This window comes from Kosakonia sp. Marseille-Q7440 (assembly GCF_965119485.1).
This window is the reverse complement of sequence record NZ_CBCPLT010000001.1, coordinates 2,040,685-2,059,546: the sequence shown is the minus strand read 5'-3', so window position 1 is coordinate 2,059,546 and position 18,862 is coordinate 2,040,685. Positions and strand designations below refer to the sequence as shown.

At 60.8% G+C, this 18,862-nt stretch carries 15 protein-coding genes; 12 read left to right on the top strand and 3 right to left on the bottom strand.

The features are described from left to right. Positions 1 to 28: 28 nt before the first annotated feature. From glgX to ACWPW2_RS09500, 4 genes are all read left to right on the top strand, one after another. Positions 29 to 2,104: a glycogen debranching protein GlgX gene (glgX, locus tag ACWPW2_RS09515; RefSeq protein WP_454122664.1), complete on the top strand. Its 2,076-nt coding sequence runs from the start codon at positions 29 to 31 to the stop codon at positions 2,102 to 2,104. Positions 2,105 to 2,245: 141 nt separating this feature from the next. Next, positions 2,246 to 2,677, top strand: coding sequence for a hypothetical protein (locus tag ACWPW2_RS09510; RefSeq protein ID WP_454122662.1), 432 nt, complete (start codon positions 2,246 to 2,248; stop codon positions 2,675 to 2,677). Continuing rightward, positions 2,667 to 3,218 (top strand): RNA polymerase sigma factor, encoded by a 552-nt coding sequence (locus ACWPW2_RS09505; protein ID WP_454122660.1) that lies wholly within the window; start codon positions 2,667 to 2,669, stop codon positions 3,216 to 3,218. The genes ACWPW2_RS09510 and ACWPW2_RS09505 overlap by 11 nt, the downstream gene beginning before the upstream one ends. A gap of 27 nt (positions 3,219 to 3,245) precedes the next feature. Further along, the gene (locus ACWPW2_RS09500) at positions 3,246 to 3,551 is read left to right on the top strand and encodes a hypothetical protein (protein ID WP_454122658.1); all 306 of its coding nucleotides are present in this window, start codon (positions 3,246 to 3,248) and stop codon (positions 3,549 to 3,551) included. On the opposite strand, the gene ACWPW2_RS09495 is transcribed toward ACWPW2_RS09500, so the two are convergent. Together ACWPW2_RS09495 and ACWPW2_RS09490 are read right to left on the bottom strand one after the other, a co-directional pair. After that, entirely contained in the window at positions 3,552 to 4,832 is a 1,281-nt protein-coding gene (locus ACWPW2_RS09495) for a glycoside hydrolase family 10 protein (protein WP_454123618.1), read from the bottom strand. A 135-nt stretch (positions 4,833 to 4,967) separates the two neighbouring features. Continuing rightward, positions 4,968 to 5,426 (bottom strand): DUF943 family protein, encoded by a 459-nt coding sequence (locus ACWPW2_RS09490; protein WP_454122656.1) that lies wholly within the window; start codon positions 5,424 to 5,426, stop codon positions 4,968 to 4,970. A 118-nt stretch (positions 5,427 to 5,544) separates the two neighbouring features. Between ACWPW2_RS09490 and ACWPW2_RS09485 the strand changes: the two genes are divergently transcribed. The 8 genes from ACWPW2_RS09485 (at position 5,545) to ACWPW2_RS09450 (ending at position 18,064) form a co-directional block, all read left to right on the top strand. Further along, on the top strand, positions 5,545 to 6,762 hold the full coding sequence (locus ACWPW2_RS09485; protein WP_454122654.1) for a nitrate- and nitrite sensing domain-containing protein: 1,218 nt from the start codon (positions 5,545 to 5,547) through the stop codon (positions 6,760 to 6,762). A 254-nt stretch (positions 6,763 to 7,016) separates the two neighbouring features. Next, positions 7,017 to 8,279, top strand: coding sequence for an ABC transporter substrate-binding protein (locus tag ACWPW2_RS09480; protein ID WP_454122652.1), 1,263 nt, complete (start codon positions 7,017 to 7,019; stop codon positions 8,277 to 8,279). Between the two features lie 12 nt (positions 8,280 to 8,291). Next, positions 8,292 to 9,212, top strand: coding sequence for a nitrate ABC transporter permease (gene ntrB / locus ACWPW2_RS09475; RefSeq protein ID WP_454122650.1), 921 nt, complete (start codon positions 8,292 to 8,294; stop codon positions 9,210 to 9,212). Next, positions 9,213 to 10,010 (top strand): ABC transporter ATP-binding protein, encoded by a 798-nt coding sequence (locus ACWPW2_RS09470; RefSeq protein ID WP_454122648.1) that lies wholly within the window; start codon positions 9,213 to 9,215, stop codon positions 10,008 to 10,010. Positions 10,011 to 10,021: 11 nt separating this feature from the next. Continuing rightward, positions 10,022 to 14,179, top strand: a complete 4,158-nt coding sequence (gene nirB, locus ACWPW2_RS09465; protein WP_454122646.1) for a nitrite reductase large subunit NirB — start codon at positions 10,022 to 10,024, stop codon at positions 14,177 to 14,179. Further along, positions 14,176 to 16,809 carry a nitrate reductase gene (locus ACWPW2_RS09460; RefSeq protein ID WP_454122644.1) on the top strand — a complete coding sequence of 878 codons (2,634 nt, stop codon included), beginning with the start codon at positions 14,176 to 14,178 and terminating at the stop codon, positions 16,807 to 16,809. Before nirB ends, ACWPW2_RS09460 begins: the two co-directional genes overlap by 4 nt. Before the next feature lie 50 nt (positions 16,810 to 16,859). Then, positions 16,860 to 17,555: a transporter substrate-binding domain-containing protein gene (locus ACWPW2_RS09455; protein WP_454122642.1), complete on the top strand. Its 696-nt coding sequence runs from the start codon at positions 16,860 to 16,862 to the stop codon at positions 17,553 to 17,555. Beyond that, a complete protein-coding gene (locus ACWPW2_RS09450) occupies positions 17,552 to 18,064 on the top strand; it encodes a GNAT family N-acetyltransferase (protein WP_454122640.1) in 513 nt (170 codons plus the stop codon). The genes ACWPW2_RS09455 and ACWPW2_RS09450 overlap by 4 nt, the downstream gene beginning before the upstream one ends. A gap of 279 nt (positions 18,065 to 18,343) precedes the next feature. Here ACWPW2_RS09450 and ACWPW2_RS09445 read toward each other — a convergent pair whose 3' ends face one another. Continuing rightward, positions 18,344 to 18,823: an RES family NAD+ phosphorylase gene (locus ACWPW2_RS09445; RefSeq protein ID WP_454122638.1), complete on the bottom strand. Its 480-nt coding sequence runs from the start codon at positions 18,821 to 18,823 to the stop codon at positions 18,344 to 18,346. Positions 18,824 to 18,862: the final 39 nt, after the last annotated feature.

The window sequence follows — 18,862 nt, the reverse complement described above, 5'->3', positions numbered from 1 at the left end:
GACGCTCTAAATAAGAGAAAGAGGGATCATGTCTAACGGTAAGCCATATCACATCACGGCGGGGCACGGCCAGCAACTCGGTGCGAATTACGACGGTGAGGGCGTGAACTTTGCGCTCTTTTCAGCTCACGCTCATCGCGTGGAACTCTGCTTATACGATCCGAGCGGCAAACAGGAGATTGCCCGCCTGGAACTGCCGGAATATACCCATGAAATCTGGCACGGCTACGTGCCCGGCCTGAAACCCGGTGCCCTCTATGGCTACCGTGTGCATGGCCCGTACGACCCGGAAAACGGCCATCGCTTCAACCCCAACAAACTGCTGGTTGACCCGTACGCGCGTGAACTGGTTGGCGATATCGAGTGGAACGAAGCGCACTTCGCCTACGATCTGCTGCACGAAGATAAAGATTTAACCTTTGACGAGCGCGACAGCGCGCCGTTTACGCCGAAGTGTCGGGTTATCGATCCCAACGAGTTTGAGTGGCAGGATCAAAACCGCCCGGATATCGCCTGGCCGAGCGCCATCATTTATGAAACTCACGTCAAGGGCTTCACCCAGCTCAATCAGGCTATCCCGCAGGATCTGCGCGGCACCTTTGAAGGGATGGGGCACAAGGCGACGGTCGACTATATCAAGAGCCTCGGCATTACTTCTGTTGAACTGCTGCCGGTGCACTGGTTCCCGGACGATCAGCATCTGCTCGATAAAGGGCTGCACAACTTCTGGGGCTACAACACCCTCGGTTTCTTTGCGCCTGCCTCGCGTTACTATGGCCCGCGCGGCATTCAGGGTTTCCGCGACATGGTGCGCGCCTTCCACGATGCGGGTATCGAGGTGATCCTCGACGTGGTTTATAACCACACCGCCGAAGGCAACGAACTCGGCCCGACGCTCTCCTTTAAGGGCATCGACAACTTCTCTTACTACCGCACGCTGCCGGATCAGCATCGTTACTACATCAACGATACCGGTACCGGCAACACGGTGAATACCTCCCATCCGCGTGTGCTGCAGATGATCACAGACTCCCTGCGCTACTGGTCGGAATCGATGCATATCGACGGTTTCCGCTTCGACCTCGGCACCATTCTTGGCCGCGAGCCGGAAGGGTTTGACCAGCGCGGCGGCTTCTTCGACGCCATCACCCAGGATCCGGTGCTCTCAAAGCTGAAACTGATTGGTGAGCCGTGGGATATCGGCCCTGGCGGTTACCAGGTTGGCGGCTTCCCGCCGGGCTGGGCAGAGTGGAACGATAAATACCGCGATACGCTGCGCGAATACTGGAAGGGCGATAACGTCTCGACCGATTTCGCGGCTCGTCTGCTCGGCTCCGGCGATCTCTACGATCTGCGCGGGCGTCGCCCGTGGGCGAGCGTCAACTTCATCACCGCCCACGACGGTTTTACGCTGAACGACCTGGTGTCGTACAACGAAAAACATAACGAGGCGAACGGCGAAGATAACAACGACGGTCACAACGACAACCGCTCCTATAACTACGGCGCGGAAGGCCCGACCGACGATGAAGGCATCAACGCCGTGCGCGAGCGCCAGAAACGCAACTTCCTCGCCACGCTGCTCTTCTCCCACGGCACGCCGATGCTGCTGGCGGGCGACGAGTTTGGCCGCAGCCAGTCCGGGAATAACAACGGTTACTGCCAGGATAGCGAGATCTCCTGGGTGCACTGGGATACCTTAAACGGCGCGAACGAAGCGCTGCGCGAGTTTACCCGCCAGGTGATTGAACTGCGCGCCGCGCAGCCGCTGCTGCGTCGCGAAAACTGGCGCGACGGGATGGAGATCAAGTGGTACAACGCCGGCGGCGGCGAGCAGCTGCCGGAGCAGTGGGAAGAGGGAACCACGCTGGGCGTCTATATTGGCCGCGCCGATCTGCAAGAGGAAGAGGGCATCTGGCACGACGTGCTGATGCTGTTCAACCCGTTTGAAGGCAACGTACCGTTCCGCATTCCGCAGTTTGGCGAAGGCGGCTGGGTGCTGGAGCTGACCACCTCCGATACGGTGAAACGCGGGATCGTTATCACCAAAGAGAAGGATTTCGAGCTGGAAGGCCGCAGCATCGCGCTGTTCCGCCGCCCGTAATAGTTTCCTGTTACTCCGCACTTTTTCAGGCGCACTCGTTGCGCCTGTTTTTTTATTTCACTTTTTTAGCAATATTTCCCGCGCTCATTCGTCTACTTCATCACAGGCATTTATTCGCTAATCTGATGAGGAAGAAAAACAATGAGAGATTTTCATATGAATGAACGGCAGCGCGGTTTTGGTCGCCATCGCGGCGCGAAGCCGCTGATCATTGGCGCCGCACTGTTTGTGGTGCTCGGCCTGGTGGTGATGTCGCTGTGGAACGCGCTGTTGCCAGCAATTCTTGGGGTAAAAAGCATCGGCTTCTGGCAGGCGCTCGGGATCCTGGTGCTGTCGCGCATTCTCTTTGGCGGCCTCGGTTTTCGCCCCGGCATGTTCGGCATGGGCCGCGCCCACCGTCGTATGCATGAGCGCTGGATGGCGATGACGCCAGAGCAGCGTGAAGAGTTTGTCGAGAAGCGCCGCGAAGGTTTTCGTCGCCACGGCCACTGCGGCTGGCACGAACGCCGCGGTGAGCCGGAGCAGCAGCGTCCGAACGCGGGTGAGCGCGATGACCCGCGTCATGACGACTGAGTCCGCACTTGTCACGGCGCTGAACGCTTGCCGCTCAAAGCTGAAAGCCTTTATCCGCAGCCGCTCACCGGTGAAAGAGGAGAGCGAAGATATCCTGCAGGAGATCAGCTGGCAGTTAATGAAAGTCGAGCAACCGGTGGAGAATGTCGCCGCCTGGCTGTTTCGCGCCGCGCGCAACGAGATGACCGACCGGGCGCGTAAAAAGCGCGAAGTGCCGTTATCGGGTCTGTTTGCTGAGGGTGAAGAGGAGTCAGACTTCGTTGAAGATGAGGTGGCCGAAACGCTGTTTGGCATCGCCCAGACGCCGGAAGAGGAGTATCTGAAGGGGCTGTTGTGGGAGGAGCTGGGTCAGGCGCTGGCAGAGCTGCCGGAGGCGCAGCGCGAGGTGTTCGAAAAAACCGAGTTGCAGGGTTACACTTGCAAAGCCCTGGCGCAGGAGCTGGGCGTCAGCGTGCAGACCCTGCTGTCGCGCAAGCATAAAGCGGTGCTCTATCTGCGCGCGCGGATGCAAACGCTCTATGACGCGTTAACCGGGGAGTAACTAACGGCCACCAGTAAGGAGAAGGGCGTGACGGATGAGGAGCTAACTCGCCTCGTGCACGACAAAAGCGACTACAGCAAGCGGCTGGATCTGATTGCCCGCCTGCAACAGGAGCAGAGTGCGCGCAGCACCGAAGCGCTGGTCACGCTGGCGAAAGAGGATTTTGTCTTCGCCGTGCGCCACGCGGCATGGGAAACGTTAAGCGAGCGTGGCGTAGCCCTGAAAGAGCCACGGCTACGCTCGCGCTTTGCGGACTGGCTGGAGAGAGTGCTTCATCGAATAGGGCGCTTTTTCAGCGTCATCACCGATTACTGGTGGTTCTGGCACTGGTAATTACCGCCCCCAGCGCCCCTGTAAATAGTCCACCGCCTGGCGGGTCTGCGGCTGCGTCAGGTAACCTTCGCGGAACAGGATCGTCCCCGCAATGCCCGGCAGGGTTTCATTCATCTCAATCTGTTTTCTCAGCTCCGGCACGCCGCCGTCGCGCGTCCACTCCGGCTCCATTTTAGACGGCTCACCCACTTTATAGAGCGCCACACCAATATAGAGCTTAGTATTTGTCGGTTTCACCACCTGCGCCCACCACTTCGCCAGCACATCGTAGCGCGCGGCATCGCGGGTAAAGGGCCAGTAGATCTGCGGCGCAATATAGTCGAGCAGCCCCTGCTGCACCCAGCGGCGGGTATCGGCAAAGGATTCATCATAGGCTGCCGCGCCGCGCGTCTCTGAACCTGCCGGATCGAACGAGCGGTTACGCCAGACGCCCGCCGGGCTGACGCCAAACTGCACGTTAGGGTTAAGCTGCTTGATGGTGCGCGACACCTGCTCAATCAGCAGTTGGGTGTTGTGGCGCCGCCAGTCGGCTTTGGCGACAAAACCTTGCCCGTACTGGCGAAACGTCTGGCTGTCATTCAGCGTCGAACTGGCCGTTTCGCTGTAGAAGTAGTCATCAAACTGCACGCCATCCACCGGGTAGCGCGCTACCACTTCAGCGACAATGCTGGTGATCCAGTCGCGCACTTCCGGAATACCGGGGTCGAGCACATAGCGGTCGCCCGCCGTGCGGATCCACTCCCGGTGCAGAACAAAAATCGACGCCGGGCGCAGGGAGAGGGTGCGGTTAAGCTCCGCAACCGTGGAGGGTTTGGTATTGGTCGAGACGCGGTAAGGGTTAAACCAGGCGTGCACCTTCATGCCGCGCTGGTGCGCCTCATCAAGGATAAATTGCAGCGGATCGTAACCCGGATCCTGACCAATCACCCCGGTAAGCGTGTCTGACCACGGCAAAATTTTTGACGGCCACAGCGCGGTAGCGTCCGGTTTCACCTGGAAGAAGACGGTGTTAATGCCGAGGCGTTGCAGCTTATCGAGCTTAGCGGTTAGCGCCGCTTTCTGCTGCTCTGCACGCAGCGCCGGGCTGAGGGTTACCGAGTTGATCGGCGGCCAGTCGAGACGGGAAACCGTCGCCAGCCAGATGCCGCGCATGGTTTGCGGCTGGCTCAGCCCGCCATCGGGCAGCGGCTGTTTGCTCACCGGCGGGTTCGGCGTCACAAGAGATTTCGGCGGTTTCGACGCGCAGCTGGCCAGCAGCAAAGCAGCCATCAGCACGGACATCTTTTTCAGGCGGCCTGTCCGGGTAACACAACGCGGGTGTGTGGTCATAGGTTTCTGTTTTTTCAGCGAGATACGGGGCAAATACATTCTGGTCGGATTACCGGCTAAGTCAAACAATTCGGTGAGTGAATCTATCTAGCGAATGCTAAAGGTCTCGTGAACCCGTTTCAGGCTGCCGTCCGGCCTCTCCTCGTAACTTGTTTCACCAAAGCTATAAACGGTTTTCTTGCCGGGATGGATGAAAATCAGCATCACCATCTCTTTATAGATGCAGTTTTCCGGCGCGCTGATATCGGTGAAGCAGTTGTAGTCATCAATACTGCCGTCGCGGGTGCCTGTCGGCAGGCGATCGTAGCGGTCAAAGTTCATGATCATCACCACGGCTTTACCGGGGCGCACCAGCAGGGGAAACTGCTTTTGCAGCGCTGCGCGGTTGTCGCGCCACCAGTTCACTTTGCCTTTCTCGCTTAACGGCAAATTCTTCACGTAGAGCGCGCTGTCATCGGCTCTGATTACCTGCGGCGTGCGCAGAAACAGCCACGCCAGCCAGACCACGCCGATAAGTAACAGCAGTGCCGCTGTTTTCTTCACCATATCCTGACCCTCTCCCTGTGATGTGAAGTGGCATTCTCACCCGCCCGCGCCTGATGTCAATCGCGGCGGCACACTTCTTGCTTTAGTGAGGCTACGGTTTTCTGGAGAAGGGTGTGCGATGACGCTTTCAGCTCTCGATTTTGTGCTCGCCTCGCGGCGCAGCGAAATCACCGGCCTGCAACAGCTGTTGCAGATGGGCAAGCTGGTCGGCGCGGTGAGCCAGCTTATTCATCTGCTGCAACGCGAGCGCGGCACAGCCAATATTTTTCTCTGTTCGCAGGGGAAAACCTGGGGAGGGCGGCTGCGCGAGCGGGCAGAGCAGGTGGAGCGCGCCGCGCAGGCGGTGCATCAGCAACTGGCAACGCTCGATCAGGAGGGGCTGGCGCGGGGCAACGCTGCGCGGCTCTTCAGTCGCATTGCCAGTGTGCTGCACAGCCTGAGCACGCTGCCGCCGCTGCGCGAGCAGGTGCAGCAGCTCGCCATTGCCCAGCCGGAAGCGATGCAGCGCTACAACGAGGTGATCCGCTGCCACCTGGCGCTGATCGTGGAAACCGCTGATACCTCCGGAGATCCCAGCGTTTCGCGCGCGCTGCTGGCGCTGTTCAGCTTTATGCAGGGCAAAGAGCTGGCCGGGCAGGAGCGGGCGCTGGTGGCGGCAGGCTTTACCATTGGTTCGGTTGATGAGTCAGCAAGCCAGCAACTGGTGGAGCTGATTGATGCCCAGGAGCGCTGTTTTCACACCTTCAGCGAGTTTGCCGATGCTGCAAGCCTCGCGCTGTGGCAGCAACAGCAGCAGGAGGAGAGCCGCGAGCTGGAGCGCTTTCGCCGCCTCGCCTGTAGCCGCACGCTGCCGCCGGGCGAGCCAACGGAGGCCGCACTGCGCTGGTTTGAGGTCACCACAATGCGTATCGATGCCATGAAACGTATTGAAGATGCGCTTGAGAAGGCGGTGATGCAGTGCTGCCGCCAGCGTATTGCTGCCGCACAGCGCGACGCCGAGCAGCAGCGCCAGGAGATCGCCCAGCTGCCGCAGGCTGAGGAACACTTTACGGCGCTGATCCCGCCGCAACTGAGCCGCGCGGTGCTGGAGCTGGTTGAGCAGCAGTCCCGCCAGTTGCAGGCGCTGGATGCGGAACTCGCCGGGCTGCGCGCCACCCTTGCCGAGCGCAAGCTGGTGGAGCGGGCGAAAAGCCTGCTGATGCAGCACCACGCGATGAGCGAGCCGCAGGCGCACAAAACCCTGCGCGAGATGGCGATGCAGCAGAACAAGAAGCTGGCGGAGATCGCCGATGCGATGCTCTCCGTCGCCGCCGTAATGGGTAAAAAACCCACCTAACCCCAAAGGAGTAGCTGCACCGCAGGTGTGCATTTCGCCGCCCGTTGCGGTGCAAATTTTGTGAGCCAAATCGCTAATCCCCTGTTTTTACAGGCATCAGAAACCTGGCACACATTCTGCTTATCTCATCTACGAAGGTGCTGGCTAATGGCGGCCAGCATCACTTCCCGGATAAAGGCGTCCGTTAGCGTTCAGGAGACTGAGCGCTAACCGGACGCTTTTTTTTGCCCCTTTTTAACTGACAGGATGCCGCAATGACGCAAGACGATGACAACACCGTGAGTAAACTTTCGCGCCGCCGCTTTCTGGCGGGCAGCGCGGCGCTGGGCGGCAGCCTGCTGATCCCGGGCCTGATGAACAGCGCGTGGGCGGCAGGTTCAGACGCGCCGGAGAAGAAGACCCTGCGCGTCGGCTTTATCCCGCTCACCGACTGCGCGCCGGTGGTGATGGCGGCGGTGAAGAAGTTTGATGAGAAGTACGGCATCACCATTATCCCGAGTAAAGAGTCGAGCTGGGCCTCGGTGCGCGACAAGCTGCTCTCCGGCGAACTCGATGCCGCCCATGTGCTTTACGGCATGGTCTACGGCTTGCAACTCGGCGTCTCTGGCCCGCAGCGCGAGATGGCGGTGCTGATGACCCTCAACAACAACGGCCAGGCGATCACCTTATCGAATCAATTAAAAGCAGCGGGCGTTACCGATGGCGCATCGCTGAAAAAGGTGATTGCCGCCAGCCCGCAGGGCACCTACACCTTTGCGCAGACCTTCCCGAGCGGCACCCACGCCATGTGGCTCTACTACTGGCTGGCGAATGCCGGGATCGATCCTTTTGCCGATGTGCGCAATGTCGTGGTGCCGCCGCCGCAGATGGTGGTGAACATGAAGATCGGCAATATGAGCGGCTTCTGCGTTGGCGAACCGTGGAACCAGCGCGCCATTCTCGACGGCATCGGCTTTACCGCCGCCACCAGCCAGCAGATCTGGCCCGATCACCCGGAAAAAGTGCTCGGCACTACCTCGGCGTGGGTCTCGGCAAACGGCAATGCGGCGCGCGCCCTGACCGCCGCAGTGCTGGAGGCCTCGCGCTGGATCGACGCCTCCGATGAAAACCGCCGCGAAACGGCAAAAACCATCGCCGCGCGCGCCTATATCAACACCGCCGTTGAGACCATCGAAGGCCGGATGCTCGGCCACTATGAAGACGGGCTGGGGAAAACCTGGCAGGACGCCCATGCGATGCGCTTCTTCAACGATGGCGCGGTGAGCTACCCGTGGCTCTCCGACGGCATCTGGTTTCTGACCCAGCAAAAACGCTGGGGCTTGCTGAAAAGCGATCCCGACTACCTCGCCGTCGCGCGCCAGATCAACCGCAGCGAACTCTACACACAGGCTGCGACGGCGGTGGGCGGCATCAGCGTACCCACCAGCCAAATGCGCAGCAGCACCCTGATTGACGGAAAAGTGTGGGACGGCAGCGATCCTGCGGCCTACGCCAACAGTTTTGCCATCCACCGCTAAGTGAGGCCGAGAATGTCTGCGAACACCCAACCGAAAGTGATCCCGCTGGAGCCAACGCCGCAGAGCGCGGCGATTGTGCCGCTGAAAACCGCCGCGCCACAGGCTGCACCTTTAGTGGCGAAACGCACGCCGGTAAACCGCCTGCGCAAAATGATGCAACGCTTTATTACCGCCGCGATCCCCGGCCTGCTTGGCGCGATTGTGCTGATCGCCCTCTGGCAGGTGGCGGCCCTTAACAGCAAAGGCTTTCCGACGCCGCTGCAAACCTGGGAAGCGGCAAAAACGATTTTCGCCGAGCCGTTTTATATCGATGGGCCGAATGATATGGGCATCGGCTGGAACGTGCTCGCCTCCCTTGAGCGCGTGGCGCTCGGCTTTGGTCTGGCGGCGCTGGTCGGCATTCCCGTCGGCTTTCTGATTGGCCGCTTTCGCTTTATCGCCCGCATGTTTGGCCCGCTGATCGCGCTGCTGCGCCCGGTCAGCCCGCTGGCGTGGCTGCCGATTGGTCTGCTGCTGTTTCAGCGCGCCGAACCGGCTTCAACGTGGACGATTTTTATCTGCTCCATCTGGCCAATGATCCTCAACACTGCCGAAGGGGTGATGCGTATTCCGCAGGATTACCTCAACGTCGCGCGCGTTTTGAAGCTCAGTGAGTTCACGGTGATGCGCAAAATCCTCTTTCCCGCCGTGCTGCCGCACATCCTTACCGGCGTGCGCTTATCGATCGGTATCGCCTGGCTGGTGATTGTCGCCGCCGAGATGCTGACCGGCGGCGTCGGCATCGGCTTCTGGATCTGGAATGAGTGGAACAACCTCAATGTGCAAAACATCATCATCGCCATTCTGCTGATTGGCGTGGTGGGGATGGCGCTGGAGCAGGGGCTGATGGCCATTGCCCGCCGTTTTAGCTACGACACTCGCCGGGAGTCATAAATGAAAAAGACGCACGCCATTATCCGGGTCGAAAACGTGACCCAAACCTTTGCCACCGCCAGCGGGCCGTTTGTCGCCCTTGATGATGTCAGCTTTACCATCGCCCAGGGGGAGACGGTGAGCCTGATTGGTCACTCTGGCTGCGGGAAGTCAACGCTCTTAAACCTGATTGCCGGGCTGAGCCGCCCGACGCAGGGGGTTTTGCTGTGCGATAACCAGGAGATCGTCGGCCCCGGCCCCGAGCGCGGGGTGGTGTTTCAAAACCACTCCCTGCTGCCGTGGCTGACGGCGGCGGAGAATGTCGCGCTGGCGGTACACCAGGTGTTTAAGGGCGAGATGAGCAAAAGCGAGATGCAGGCGTGGATCGCCCACAACCTTGAACTGGTGCATATGGGGCATGCGATGAATAAACGCCCCGGCGAGATCTCCGGCGGCATGAAGCAGCGTGTCGGCATTGCCCGCGCGCTGGCGATGAAGCCCAAAGTGCTGCTGATGGATGAGCCTTTCGGCGCACTCGATGCCCTGACGCGCGCCCATTTGCAGGATGCGGTGATGGAGATCCAGACCCAGCTCAACACCACCATTGTGCTGATCACCCATGACGTCGACGAAGCGGTGCTGCTCTCTGACCGGGTAATGATGATGACCAACGGCCCGGCGGCGAAAGTGGGCGAGGTGCTGGAGGTGACGCTGGCGCGTCCGCGCTCACGGCTGGCGCTGGCTAACGATGCGCAGTTTCATCACTACCGCCAGCAGGTGCTGCACTTCCTGCATGAAAAACATAAAGCCGTGGCCTGAGGAGTACGCCGATGGAGAAACCGCGTCTGATAGTGATTGGCAACGGCATGGCAGGTGCGCGGCTGGTCGCACAGCTCTGCGAACGCGCGCCTGGCCGCTTTCACATTGTGCTGATCGATGAGGAGGCGAGAGCGGCCTATAACCGCATTCTGCTGACGCCGGTGCTGGCGGGCGAGAAAACCTTCGATGAGATCGTGACGCATGACAAGGCCTGGTATGCCCGTCACGGCGTGACGTGGCTTGCAGGCCAGCCGGTGACGGCGATCGATCGCGCCTCCCGCACCGTGCGCCTCGGCGGGGAATCACTCGCTTACGACCAACTGGTGATCGCCACCGGTTCACGCCCCTTTATGCCGCCGCTTCCCGGCATCGACCTGCCAGGCGTCTACGCCTTTCGCCAGCAGGCGGATGTTGAGGCGATGCTGAGCCAACTCAGCGCCAAAGAGACGGCGGTGGTACTGGGCGGCGGGGTGTTGGGAATTGAAGCCGCGGCGGCGCTGGCGCAGCGCGGTATTCACAGCGTGATTGTGCATCGCGGCCCGCACCTGATGGATCAACAGCTGGATGCGCACGCGGCAACGCTGCTGCAAGCGAGCCTCAACGCGCGCGGCATCGACACGCTGCTGGCCGTTGAGACCCGCGCCTGCTGCGCCGATGCGCAGGGTCGGGTTTGTGCGGTGGAGTTGCAGGATGGACGGCGGATCCCGGCGCAGGCCGTGGTGGTCTGTGCAGGTGTGCGGCCCAATATCGCCCTCGCGCAGGCCGCCGGTCTGCCGTGCGATCGCGGCATCCTGGTGGATGGTCACTTGCGCACCAACGATGCGGCGATTTCAGCGATCGGCGAGTGCTGCCAGTTTGGCGAGATCACCTTCGGGCTGGTGGCACCCTGCTGGCGGCAGGCGGAAACCCTTGCCGCAAGGCTTCTCGGTGAAGCGCTCGCGCCGTTCACGCTTGAAGAGGTGCCGCTGCGCCTGAAAGTGAGCGGCCTCGATCTCTACTGCGCCGGGGCGCGCGACGGCGGTGCGGTTTATACCGCAACCGATCCGTTTACCGGCGATTACCGCCGCCTGGTGATGAGCAATAACCAGCTGCGCGGCGTGCTGCTGTGGGGCGATATCAGCGACGGGCCGGGGTACTTCGCCCGGCTTAATACCCCCGGCCAGCCGAGCCTCTTTGCCGCTGAAGAGGATCTTTCCCCCATTCTGAACCAGCCGTTATCCACTGAGATAGCGAGGAGCGATGTGATGTCAAAACCCGTTTTAGTTGTCGCCGGACACGGCATGGTCGGCCACCACTTTCTGCAACAGCTGGTGGAGCGCGAACTGCATCTGCGCTACCAGGTGATTGTCTTTGCCGAGGAGTCGGTACCGGCCTATGACCGCGTGCATCTCTCGGCCTGGTTCTCCGGGCGCAGCGCCGCATCGCTGTCGATGGTGGAAGAGGGCTTTTTCGAGGCCACCGGCATTGAGCTGCGCCTGAATCAGGGGATTACGCAGATCGACCTTCAGCACCGTTTTGTCGTCGATAAACTGGGTCGCCAGACGGCCTGGGATCGGCTGGTGCTGGCTACCGGCTCGTCGCCCTTTGTCCCGCCGATCCCCGGTAACGATGCACCAGGCTGCCTGGTCTACCGCACCCTTGACGATCTGGTGGCGATCAAAGCTTGTGCCGACGAGGGCAAAACGGGCGTAGTGGTCGGCGGCGGTCTGCTGGGGCTGGAAGCGGCGAACGCGCTGCAAAACCTCGGCCTGCAAACCCATGTGGTGGAGTTTGCGCCGCGGCTGATGGGCGTACAACTGGATGAAGGCGGGGCGGCGATGCTGCGGCGCAAGATTGAAGCTCTTGGCGTGCAGGTGCATACCGGCAAAGAGACGCGCGAAATCGTCGCCGGAGAGACCAGCCGCTATCGCATGAACTTTGCCGATGGCACTTTTCTCGAAACCGATCTGGTGCTCTTCTCGGCAGGCATTCGCCCGCGCGACAACCTGGCGCGCGACTGCGGGCTGGCGATTGGGCCGCGCGGCGGCATTGTGATTGATGATCAGTGCCGCACCTCCGATCCGGACGTCTTCGCCATTGGCGAGTGCGCGCTGTGGAACGGGCAAATTTTCGGCCTCGTCGCGCCAGGGTATCAGATGGCGCGCACGCTGGCGGAGACGCTGGCCGACGGCGAGGCGAAATTTACCGGCGCGGATATGAGCACCAAGCTGAAGCTGCTCGGCGTTGAAGTCGCCTCGATTGGCGATGCCCACGGCCGCACGCCGGGGAGTGAGAGCTACAGCTGGGTCGATGGCCCGGCGGAGATCTACAAAAAAATTGTCGTCTCAGAAGATGGCAAAAGATTGCTTGGCGCGGTGCTGATTGGCGACAGCGAGTCTTACAGCGCGCTGTTGCAGATGATGCTCAATGAGATGCCGCTCCCCGCGAGGCCGGAGACGCTAATACTGCCTGCCAGCAGCGGGGAAGCCGCGCCGACGCTCGGCGTTGCGGCGTTGCCCGACAGCGCGCAGATCTGCTCCTGTCATAACGTTAGCAAGGCGGATATCTGCGGCGCGGTGAATAGCGGCTGTAGTGATATGGCAGCGATCAAATCCTGCACCAAAGCGGCGACCGGCTGCGGCGGTTGCGCGGCGCTGACCAAACAGGTGATGGAGTTTGCGCTTGAAGAGATGGGCATCGAGGTGAAAAAGGATCTCTGCGAACACTTTCCCTATTCGCGCCAACAGCTCTACCACCTGGTGCGGGTGGGCAATATCCGAACCTTTGACGAACTGCTGGCGAAACATGGGCGCGGGCACGGGTGCGAAATCTGCAAACCGCTGGTTGGCTCGGTGCTCGCCTCCTGCTGGAATGAGTACCTGTTGAAGCCGCAGCACCTGCCGTTGCAGGATACCAACGACCGCTTTTTTGCCAACATCCAGAAAGATGGTACCTACTCCGTGGTGCCGCGCATTCCCGCAGGGGAGATCACGCCGGACGGGTTAATTGCCATCGGGCAGATTGCGCGGCGCTATAACCTCTATACCAAGATCACCGGCGGCCAGCGCGTTGACCTGTTTGGCGCGCGCCTCGAACAGCTGCCGGAGATTTGGCAACTGCTGGTTGAAGCCGGTTTTGAGACCGGGCACGCCTATGGCAAATCTCTGCGCACGGTGAAATCCTGCGTCGGATCCAGCTGGTGCCGCTACGGCGTGCAGGACTCCACCGCGCTGGCACTGCAACTGGAGCACCGTTATAAGGGGCTGCGCTCGCCGCACAAAATCAAGATGGCGGTCTCCGGCTGCACCCGCGAATGCGCCGAAGCGCAGAGTAAGGATGTCGGCGTCATCGCCACCGAGAAGGGCTGGAACCTCTATGTCTGCGGCAATGGCGGCATGAAGCCGCGCCACGCCGATCTGCTGGCGCAGGATTTGAGCACCGAGGCGTTAATCCGTACCGTCGATCGCTTTTTGATGTTTTACATCCGCACCGCCGACCGCCTGCAACGCACCAGCACCTGGATGGATAATCTCGACGGCGGCATGGCCTACCTGCGCGAGGTGGTGCTGGAGGATAGCCTGAACATCGCCGCCGAGCTGGAGAGCGAGATGCAGACGGTGATCGACGCTTATCAGTGTGAGTGGCAAACCACGCTGGCTGACCCGGATCGGCTGGCGCTGTTCCGCCCGTTCGTCAACAGTGACCAGCCCGATGAAGGGGTAATGATGGTGCCGGAGCGCCAGCAGATCCGCCCGGCAACCGCGCAGGAGCGCGCCGCGCTGCCCTCAACTGTACACAAACCGCTGCCGCAGGGCTGGATAGATCTGTGTTCATTGGCGGAAATCCCGCACCATGCGGGGATGGCGGCGCGGCTCGGCCATCAGCAAATCGCGCTCTTTCATCTGCCGGATCATCCGCAGCAGGTGTTTGCTCTTAGCAACCATGAACCGGATAGCGAGGCGAACGTGCTGGCGCGCGGCCTGCTGGGGGATGTTAACGGTGAACCGGTGGTGATTTCGCCGCTCTATAAGCAGCGCTTTCGCCTGCGCGATGGCCGCAGCCTCGATGATGAGCAGACCGCGCTCAGCGTCTGGCCGGTAAAAGTGGAGGGCGGGCGCGTGTGGGTGCTGGCGCAGCCGCAAAGCGTCGCGGCAGGGCGCGAACACCGTATCGCCACGGTGAGCCTGTGACGGGCGCGGCGGTTTCCACCACCTGCGCTTACTGCGGCGTCGGGTGTGGCGTGCGCATGCAGCCCGAAGGGCAAGGGTTTAGCGCCCAGGGTGATACGTTGCACCCGGCGAACCACGGGCGGCTCTGTGTGAAGGGCAGCGCGCTGGGTGAAACGCTGGATCTCACCGGGCGACTGTTGCAGCCAGAGATCGACCAGCAGCCGGTAAGCTGGGAGCGCGCGCTGGATGCGGTGGCGGAAGGGTTGCAGCGGGTGATTGCGCAGTTCGGCCCGCAGGCGGTGGCCTTTTACGGCTCCGGCCAGCTGCTGACGGAGGATTACTATGTCGCCAATAAGCTGATGAAAGGCTTTATCGGCAGCGGAAACATGGATACCAACTCGCGCCTCTGTATGGCCTCGGCGGTGGTCGGTTATAAACGGGCGTTTGGTGCCGATGCGGTGCCGTGCAGCTATGAGGATCTGGAACTTGCAGAGTGCGTGATCCTCACCGGCTCAAACACTGCCTGGGCGCACCCGGTGGTCTATCAGCGGCTGGTACAGGCCAAACAGGCGCGCCCGGAGATGCGCATTATTGTTATCGACCCGCGTATTACCGCCACCTGCGATCTCGCCGACCTCCACCTGCCGCTGCACCCCGGCAGCGATGCGGCGCTGTTTTGCGGCGCACTCCATTTTATAGCGCAGCAGGGCAAGCTCGACCGGGAGTTTCTCAACCATTACACCACTGGCGCAGCGGAGACGCTGGCGGCGGTCGAAGAGTGGACGCCTGGGCGCACCGCCGACTATTGCCAGCTGCCGCAGGAGGCGCTGCTGGCCTTTTACCAGATGATTGCCGCCAGCGACAGGCTGGTGACGCTCTACTCAATGGGCATCAATCAATCCACTTCCGGCGTTGATAAGTGCAATGCCATTATCAACCTCCACCTGGCGACGGGGAAAATCGGCCGGGCTGGCTGCGGGCCGTTTTCGATAACCGGTCAGCCAAATGCGATGGGCGGGCGGGAAGTGGGCGGGCTGGCGAACCAGTTGGCCTCACATATGGGCTTCTCGCCACAGGAGGTCAACCGCGTCGCGCGCTTCTGGAAGAGTGACAACGTCACAAAAAATCCCGGACTGAATGCCGTCGATCTCTTTCGCGCCGTAGAAAACGGGGAGATAAAAGCGGTGTGGATTATGGGCACTAACCCGCTGGTCTCGCTGCCGGATGCCGACCGCGTGCGCGCCGGGCTGGCACGCTGCGAGCTGGTGATTGTTTCAGATGTAATGCGCGACACCGATACCACCCGCGCGGCGCATATCCGCCTGCCGGCGCTGGCGTGGGGCGAGAAAAATGGCACCGTCACTAACTCTGAGCGCTGCATCTCCCGCCAGCGCGCCTTTCTGCCGCCGCCGGGCGAGGCGCGCGCCGACTGGTGGATGGTAAGCCAGGTGGCGCAACGCATGGGGTTTGCCGAGGCCTTTAGCTGGCAGCATCCGTCGGAGATCTTTTGTGAACATGCCGCGCTGTCGGGGTTTGAAAATGACGGCACGCGGGCGTTTGATATCAGCGGCCTCGCGACGCTCACACGTCAACAGTGGGACGATCTTAAGCCCGTGCAGTGGCCGGTAAATGCGCTGCATCCCCACGGCACGGCGCGCTTATTTACCGATAACCGCTTCTTTTTTGCCGATGAGAAGGCGCGCCTGATTGCCGTGACGCCGCGTCTGCCCGCCAACCCGCCGACGCCGCGCTGGCCGCTGGTGATGAACACCGGACGCATCCGCGATCAGTGGCACACCATGACGCGCAGCGCCAAATCCCCGCGGCTGATGCAGCATATCAGCGAGCCGTTTTGCCAGTTTCACCCCGACGATGCGCCGCAGATTAGCGCCGACGATCTTGTGCGTGTTTCATCAACGCACGGCTGGCTGCTGCTGCGCGCGCAGCCGGATGCGCTGCAACCGCGCGGCAGGGTGTTTGTGCCGATGCACTGGAACAGCGCCTTCAGCCAGCAGGCGCGGGTCGATGCGCTGATTGCCGCCGAGACCGATCCCCTTTCCGGTCAGCCGGAGAGTAAACAGATGCCGGTCAATATTCAGCGCTGGCAGGCCGCCTGGCAGGGCGAACTCTTTCTGCGTGAAGATACGCTTTCAGCGCCGAAAACCGCCTACTGGAGCCGCATTACTCAGCCCGGCGTCACGCACTTTGCGCTCGCCGACAGTGCGTGGCCAACATCATGGATGGCGTGGCTGCGCGAACATTTTCTGCCCGACGCGTGGCTGTGCCAGCCTGCCACTCTTGGCGACGAGGGGTTTAATCTGCTCGCCTGGGCGGATGGCGAACTGCAACTGGCCTTTTACGCGCAGCGCCAGCGCCCGCAGCCGGACCGGGCAGCGGTGATCGCCGCCTTTTCCCAGCCGCCACAAAACGCCGCACAACGGCTGGCATTGCTGGCCGGGCGCAGCGCCAACGGCAAAGCGCCTGCCGGTGCGACAATCTGTAGCTGTTTTGCTATTGGTGAGCGGGCGATCAGCGAGGCGATTCAATCAGGGTGCAACAGCGTCTCGCGCCTTGGTGAAAAGCTTAAGTGCGGCACCAACTGCGGCTCCTGTATTCCCGAACTGAAAAGGTTGATTGCCCGCCCGCAGTGACGCGCGTCTGCTATCTTTTGAAGGCATAAACTGCTTTCAGGAGAAGCACTATGTCAGCCAGTCAACCGCTTCGTTTTGCCATCAATCTAGGCAATGCCGTGCTTGCCCGCCAGACCGCGGCGGGTGAGCCTGCCGGGATCACCGTTGAACTTGCCCGGCGGATTGCCGCCGATATGGCAAAAGAGGCGCAATTTATTACCTATCCGACCGCCGGAAAAGTGGTGGAGGATGCAGAGAACGGCGTCTGGGATATCGCTTTCCTCGCCGTCGATCCGAAACGCGAAGAGACATTACGCTTCACCCAGCCCTATATCACCATTCAGGGCACGGTGCTGGTAAAGGCGCAAAGCCCGTGGCAGAGCGTGGCGCAGATGGATAAACCCGGCGTAGTGATAAACGTCGGCAGGGGCGCAGCGTACGATCTCTACTTAACCCGCGAGCTTGATCACGCCACGCTCAATCGTCTGAGCTCGTCGCAGGCGGCGATCGAGGCCTTTCTTCACGGTGAGGGCGATATGGTCGCCGGGATCCGCCAGCCCCTGGAGCAAACGGCGGCTCAACACCCCGGATACCGCGTGCTGGAGGATGATTTTATGCAGATCGCCCAGGCGATTTGCCTGCCGCGCCAGCAGGATGCGCTCTTTCACGCGGTAGTGGAGAAACTGACGCGCTGGCAGACAGAAGGGGTGGTTAAAGAGATAATCGACAGTGAGTTGATTGCTTCGAATAATTCAGGAACCCAATGAATGACATCACCATTGCGGCAGCCCGCGCCGGGCATCTCGCCGCGCTAAGAGAGATTGAGCTTGCCGCTTTTGAAACGCTGCGGGCCGCCGGGGCGGTAAGCGGTGAACCGGCGGCCTCCAGCCTTGAGGATCTCGAACACTTATCCCGCGACGGTCTGCTGTTGGTGGCTTTTACTGTCGACCAACAGCCGATCGGATTTGCCGGGGCGCAGATCGAGGATAACTGGCTGCATATCGCCGAAATGGATGTTCACCCAACGTGGCAGCGCAAGGGGATCGGTCGCCAGCTGCTGCGGGCGCTGCTAAGCGCAGGAGAGAGGCGCGGTTTAGCGGGTGCGTCACTGACCACCGATCGCTATGCGCCATTCAACGCCGCGTTTTACGCCTCACTGGGGTTTGAGCCGATCAAAGAGGAGGCGCTTTCGCCACGGCTTAAAAGAGTAATTGCCGCAGAAGCGGCAAGCGGGCTGGATGCAAGCCGACGGATTGCGATGCAGCGTGATTATTAAATCGCAGGCAAAAAAAATGCCCTCACGGGAGGGCAGCAGAGTCAAAATACTATTTTTGCTTTTAGTACATCATCAGTTTTGCTCAGTCACGAGCGGGTCTTGATTAGGCAGGAGACACCGTCAAGACAAGAGTAAATATCGCATAAAAATAGTATCGATCAACAATAATTGCCTACCATAATTAATGGTTTTGCAATGATCTGAGATTTATCTGTGCTCAAAAAGCGCGCTCTCTCATACTTTTTTACATTGATAAACAATCTGTTATCTTCACAGACTTTACGTCACGATCTCCACCTCCGGCTGCCCGGCGCCGTTATTCCAGCTAAACAACACCAGATGCCAGAGACCCGGCGCTTTACGCGAAGGGTCAATTAAACCCGCCGCACCCAACGTTTCCAGCTGCTGACGCACGCGCCAGGAGGAGGGCGTGCCACCCGACGCGACAATCTCCTGCCACGGCGCAACGGCATCAGCAAGATCGATACCGGCGGCCGTTAACGCAGCAGCGTTGCGTAAATCGAAAATGCGGGCGGCGTGAACGCGCAGTTGAATGATCTCCTGCTGCGCGCTGCGGTTCGCTTTATGCGCCTGCATCGCCGCGTCGACGCCCTCGGGCGAGGAACTCAGGTAGAGCGTCGGTTGATCGGCGCGCGAATATCTGCCCGCGTTTCGCGACCCCGCCAGCGCCAGATCGCGGTAAGCAGGGTCGATTGCCCGGTAAAAAAGGCCATCGATGGTAGTTAAGGTTGGCTGCATGGTGAACTCCGGTAAAAAAAAGCAGGCAAAGGCTGCCTG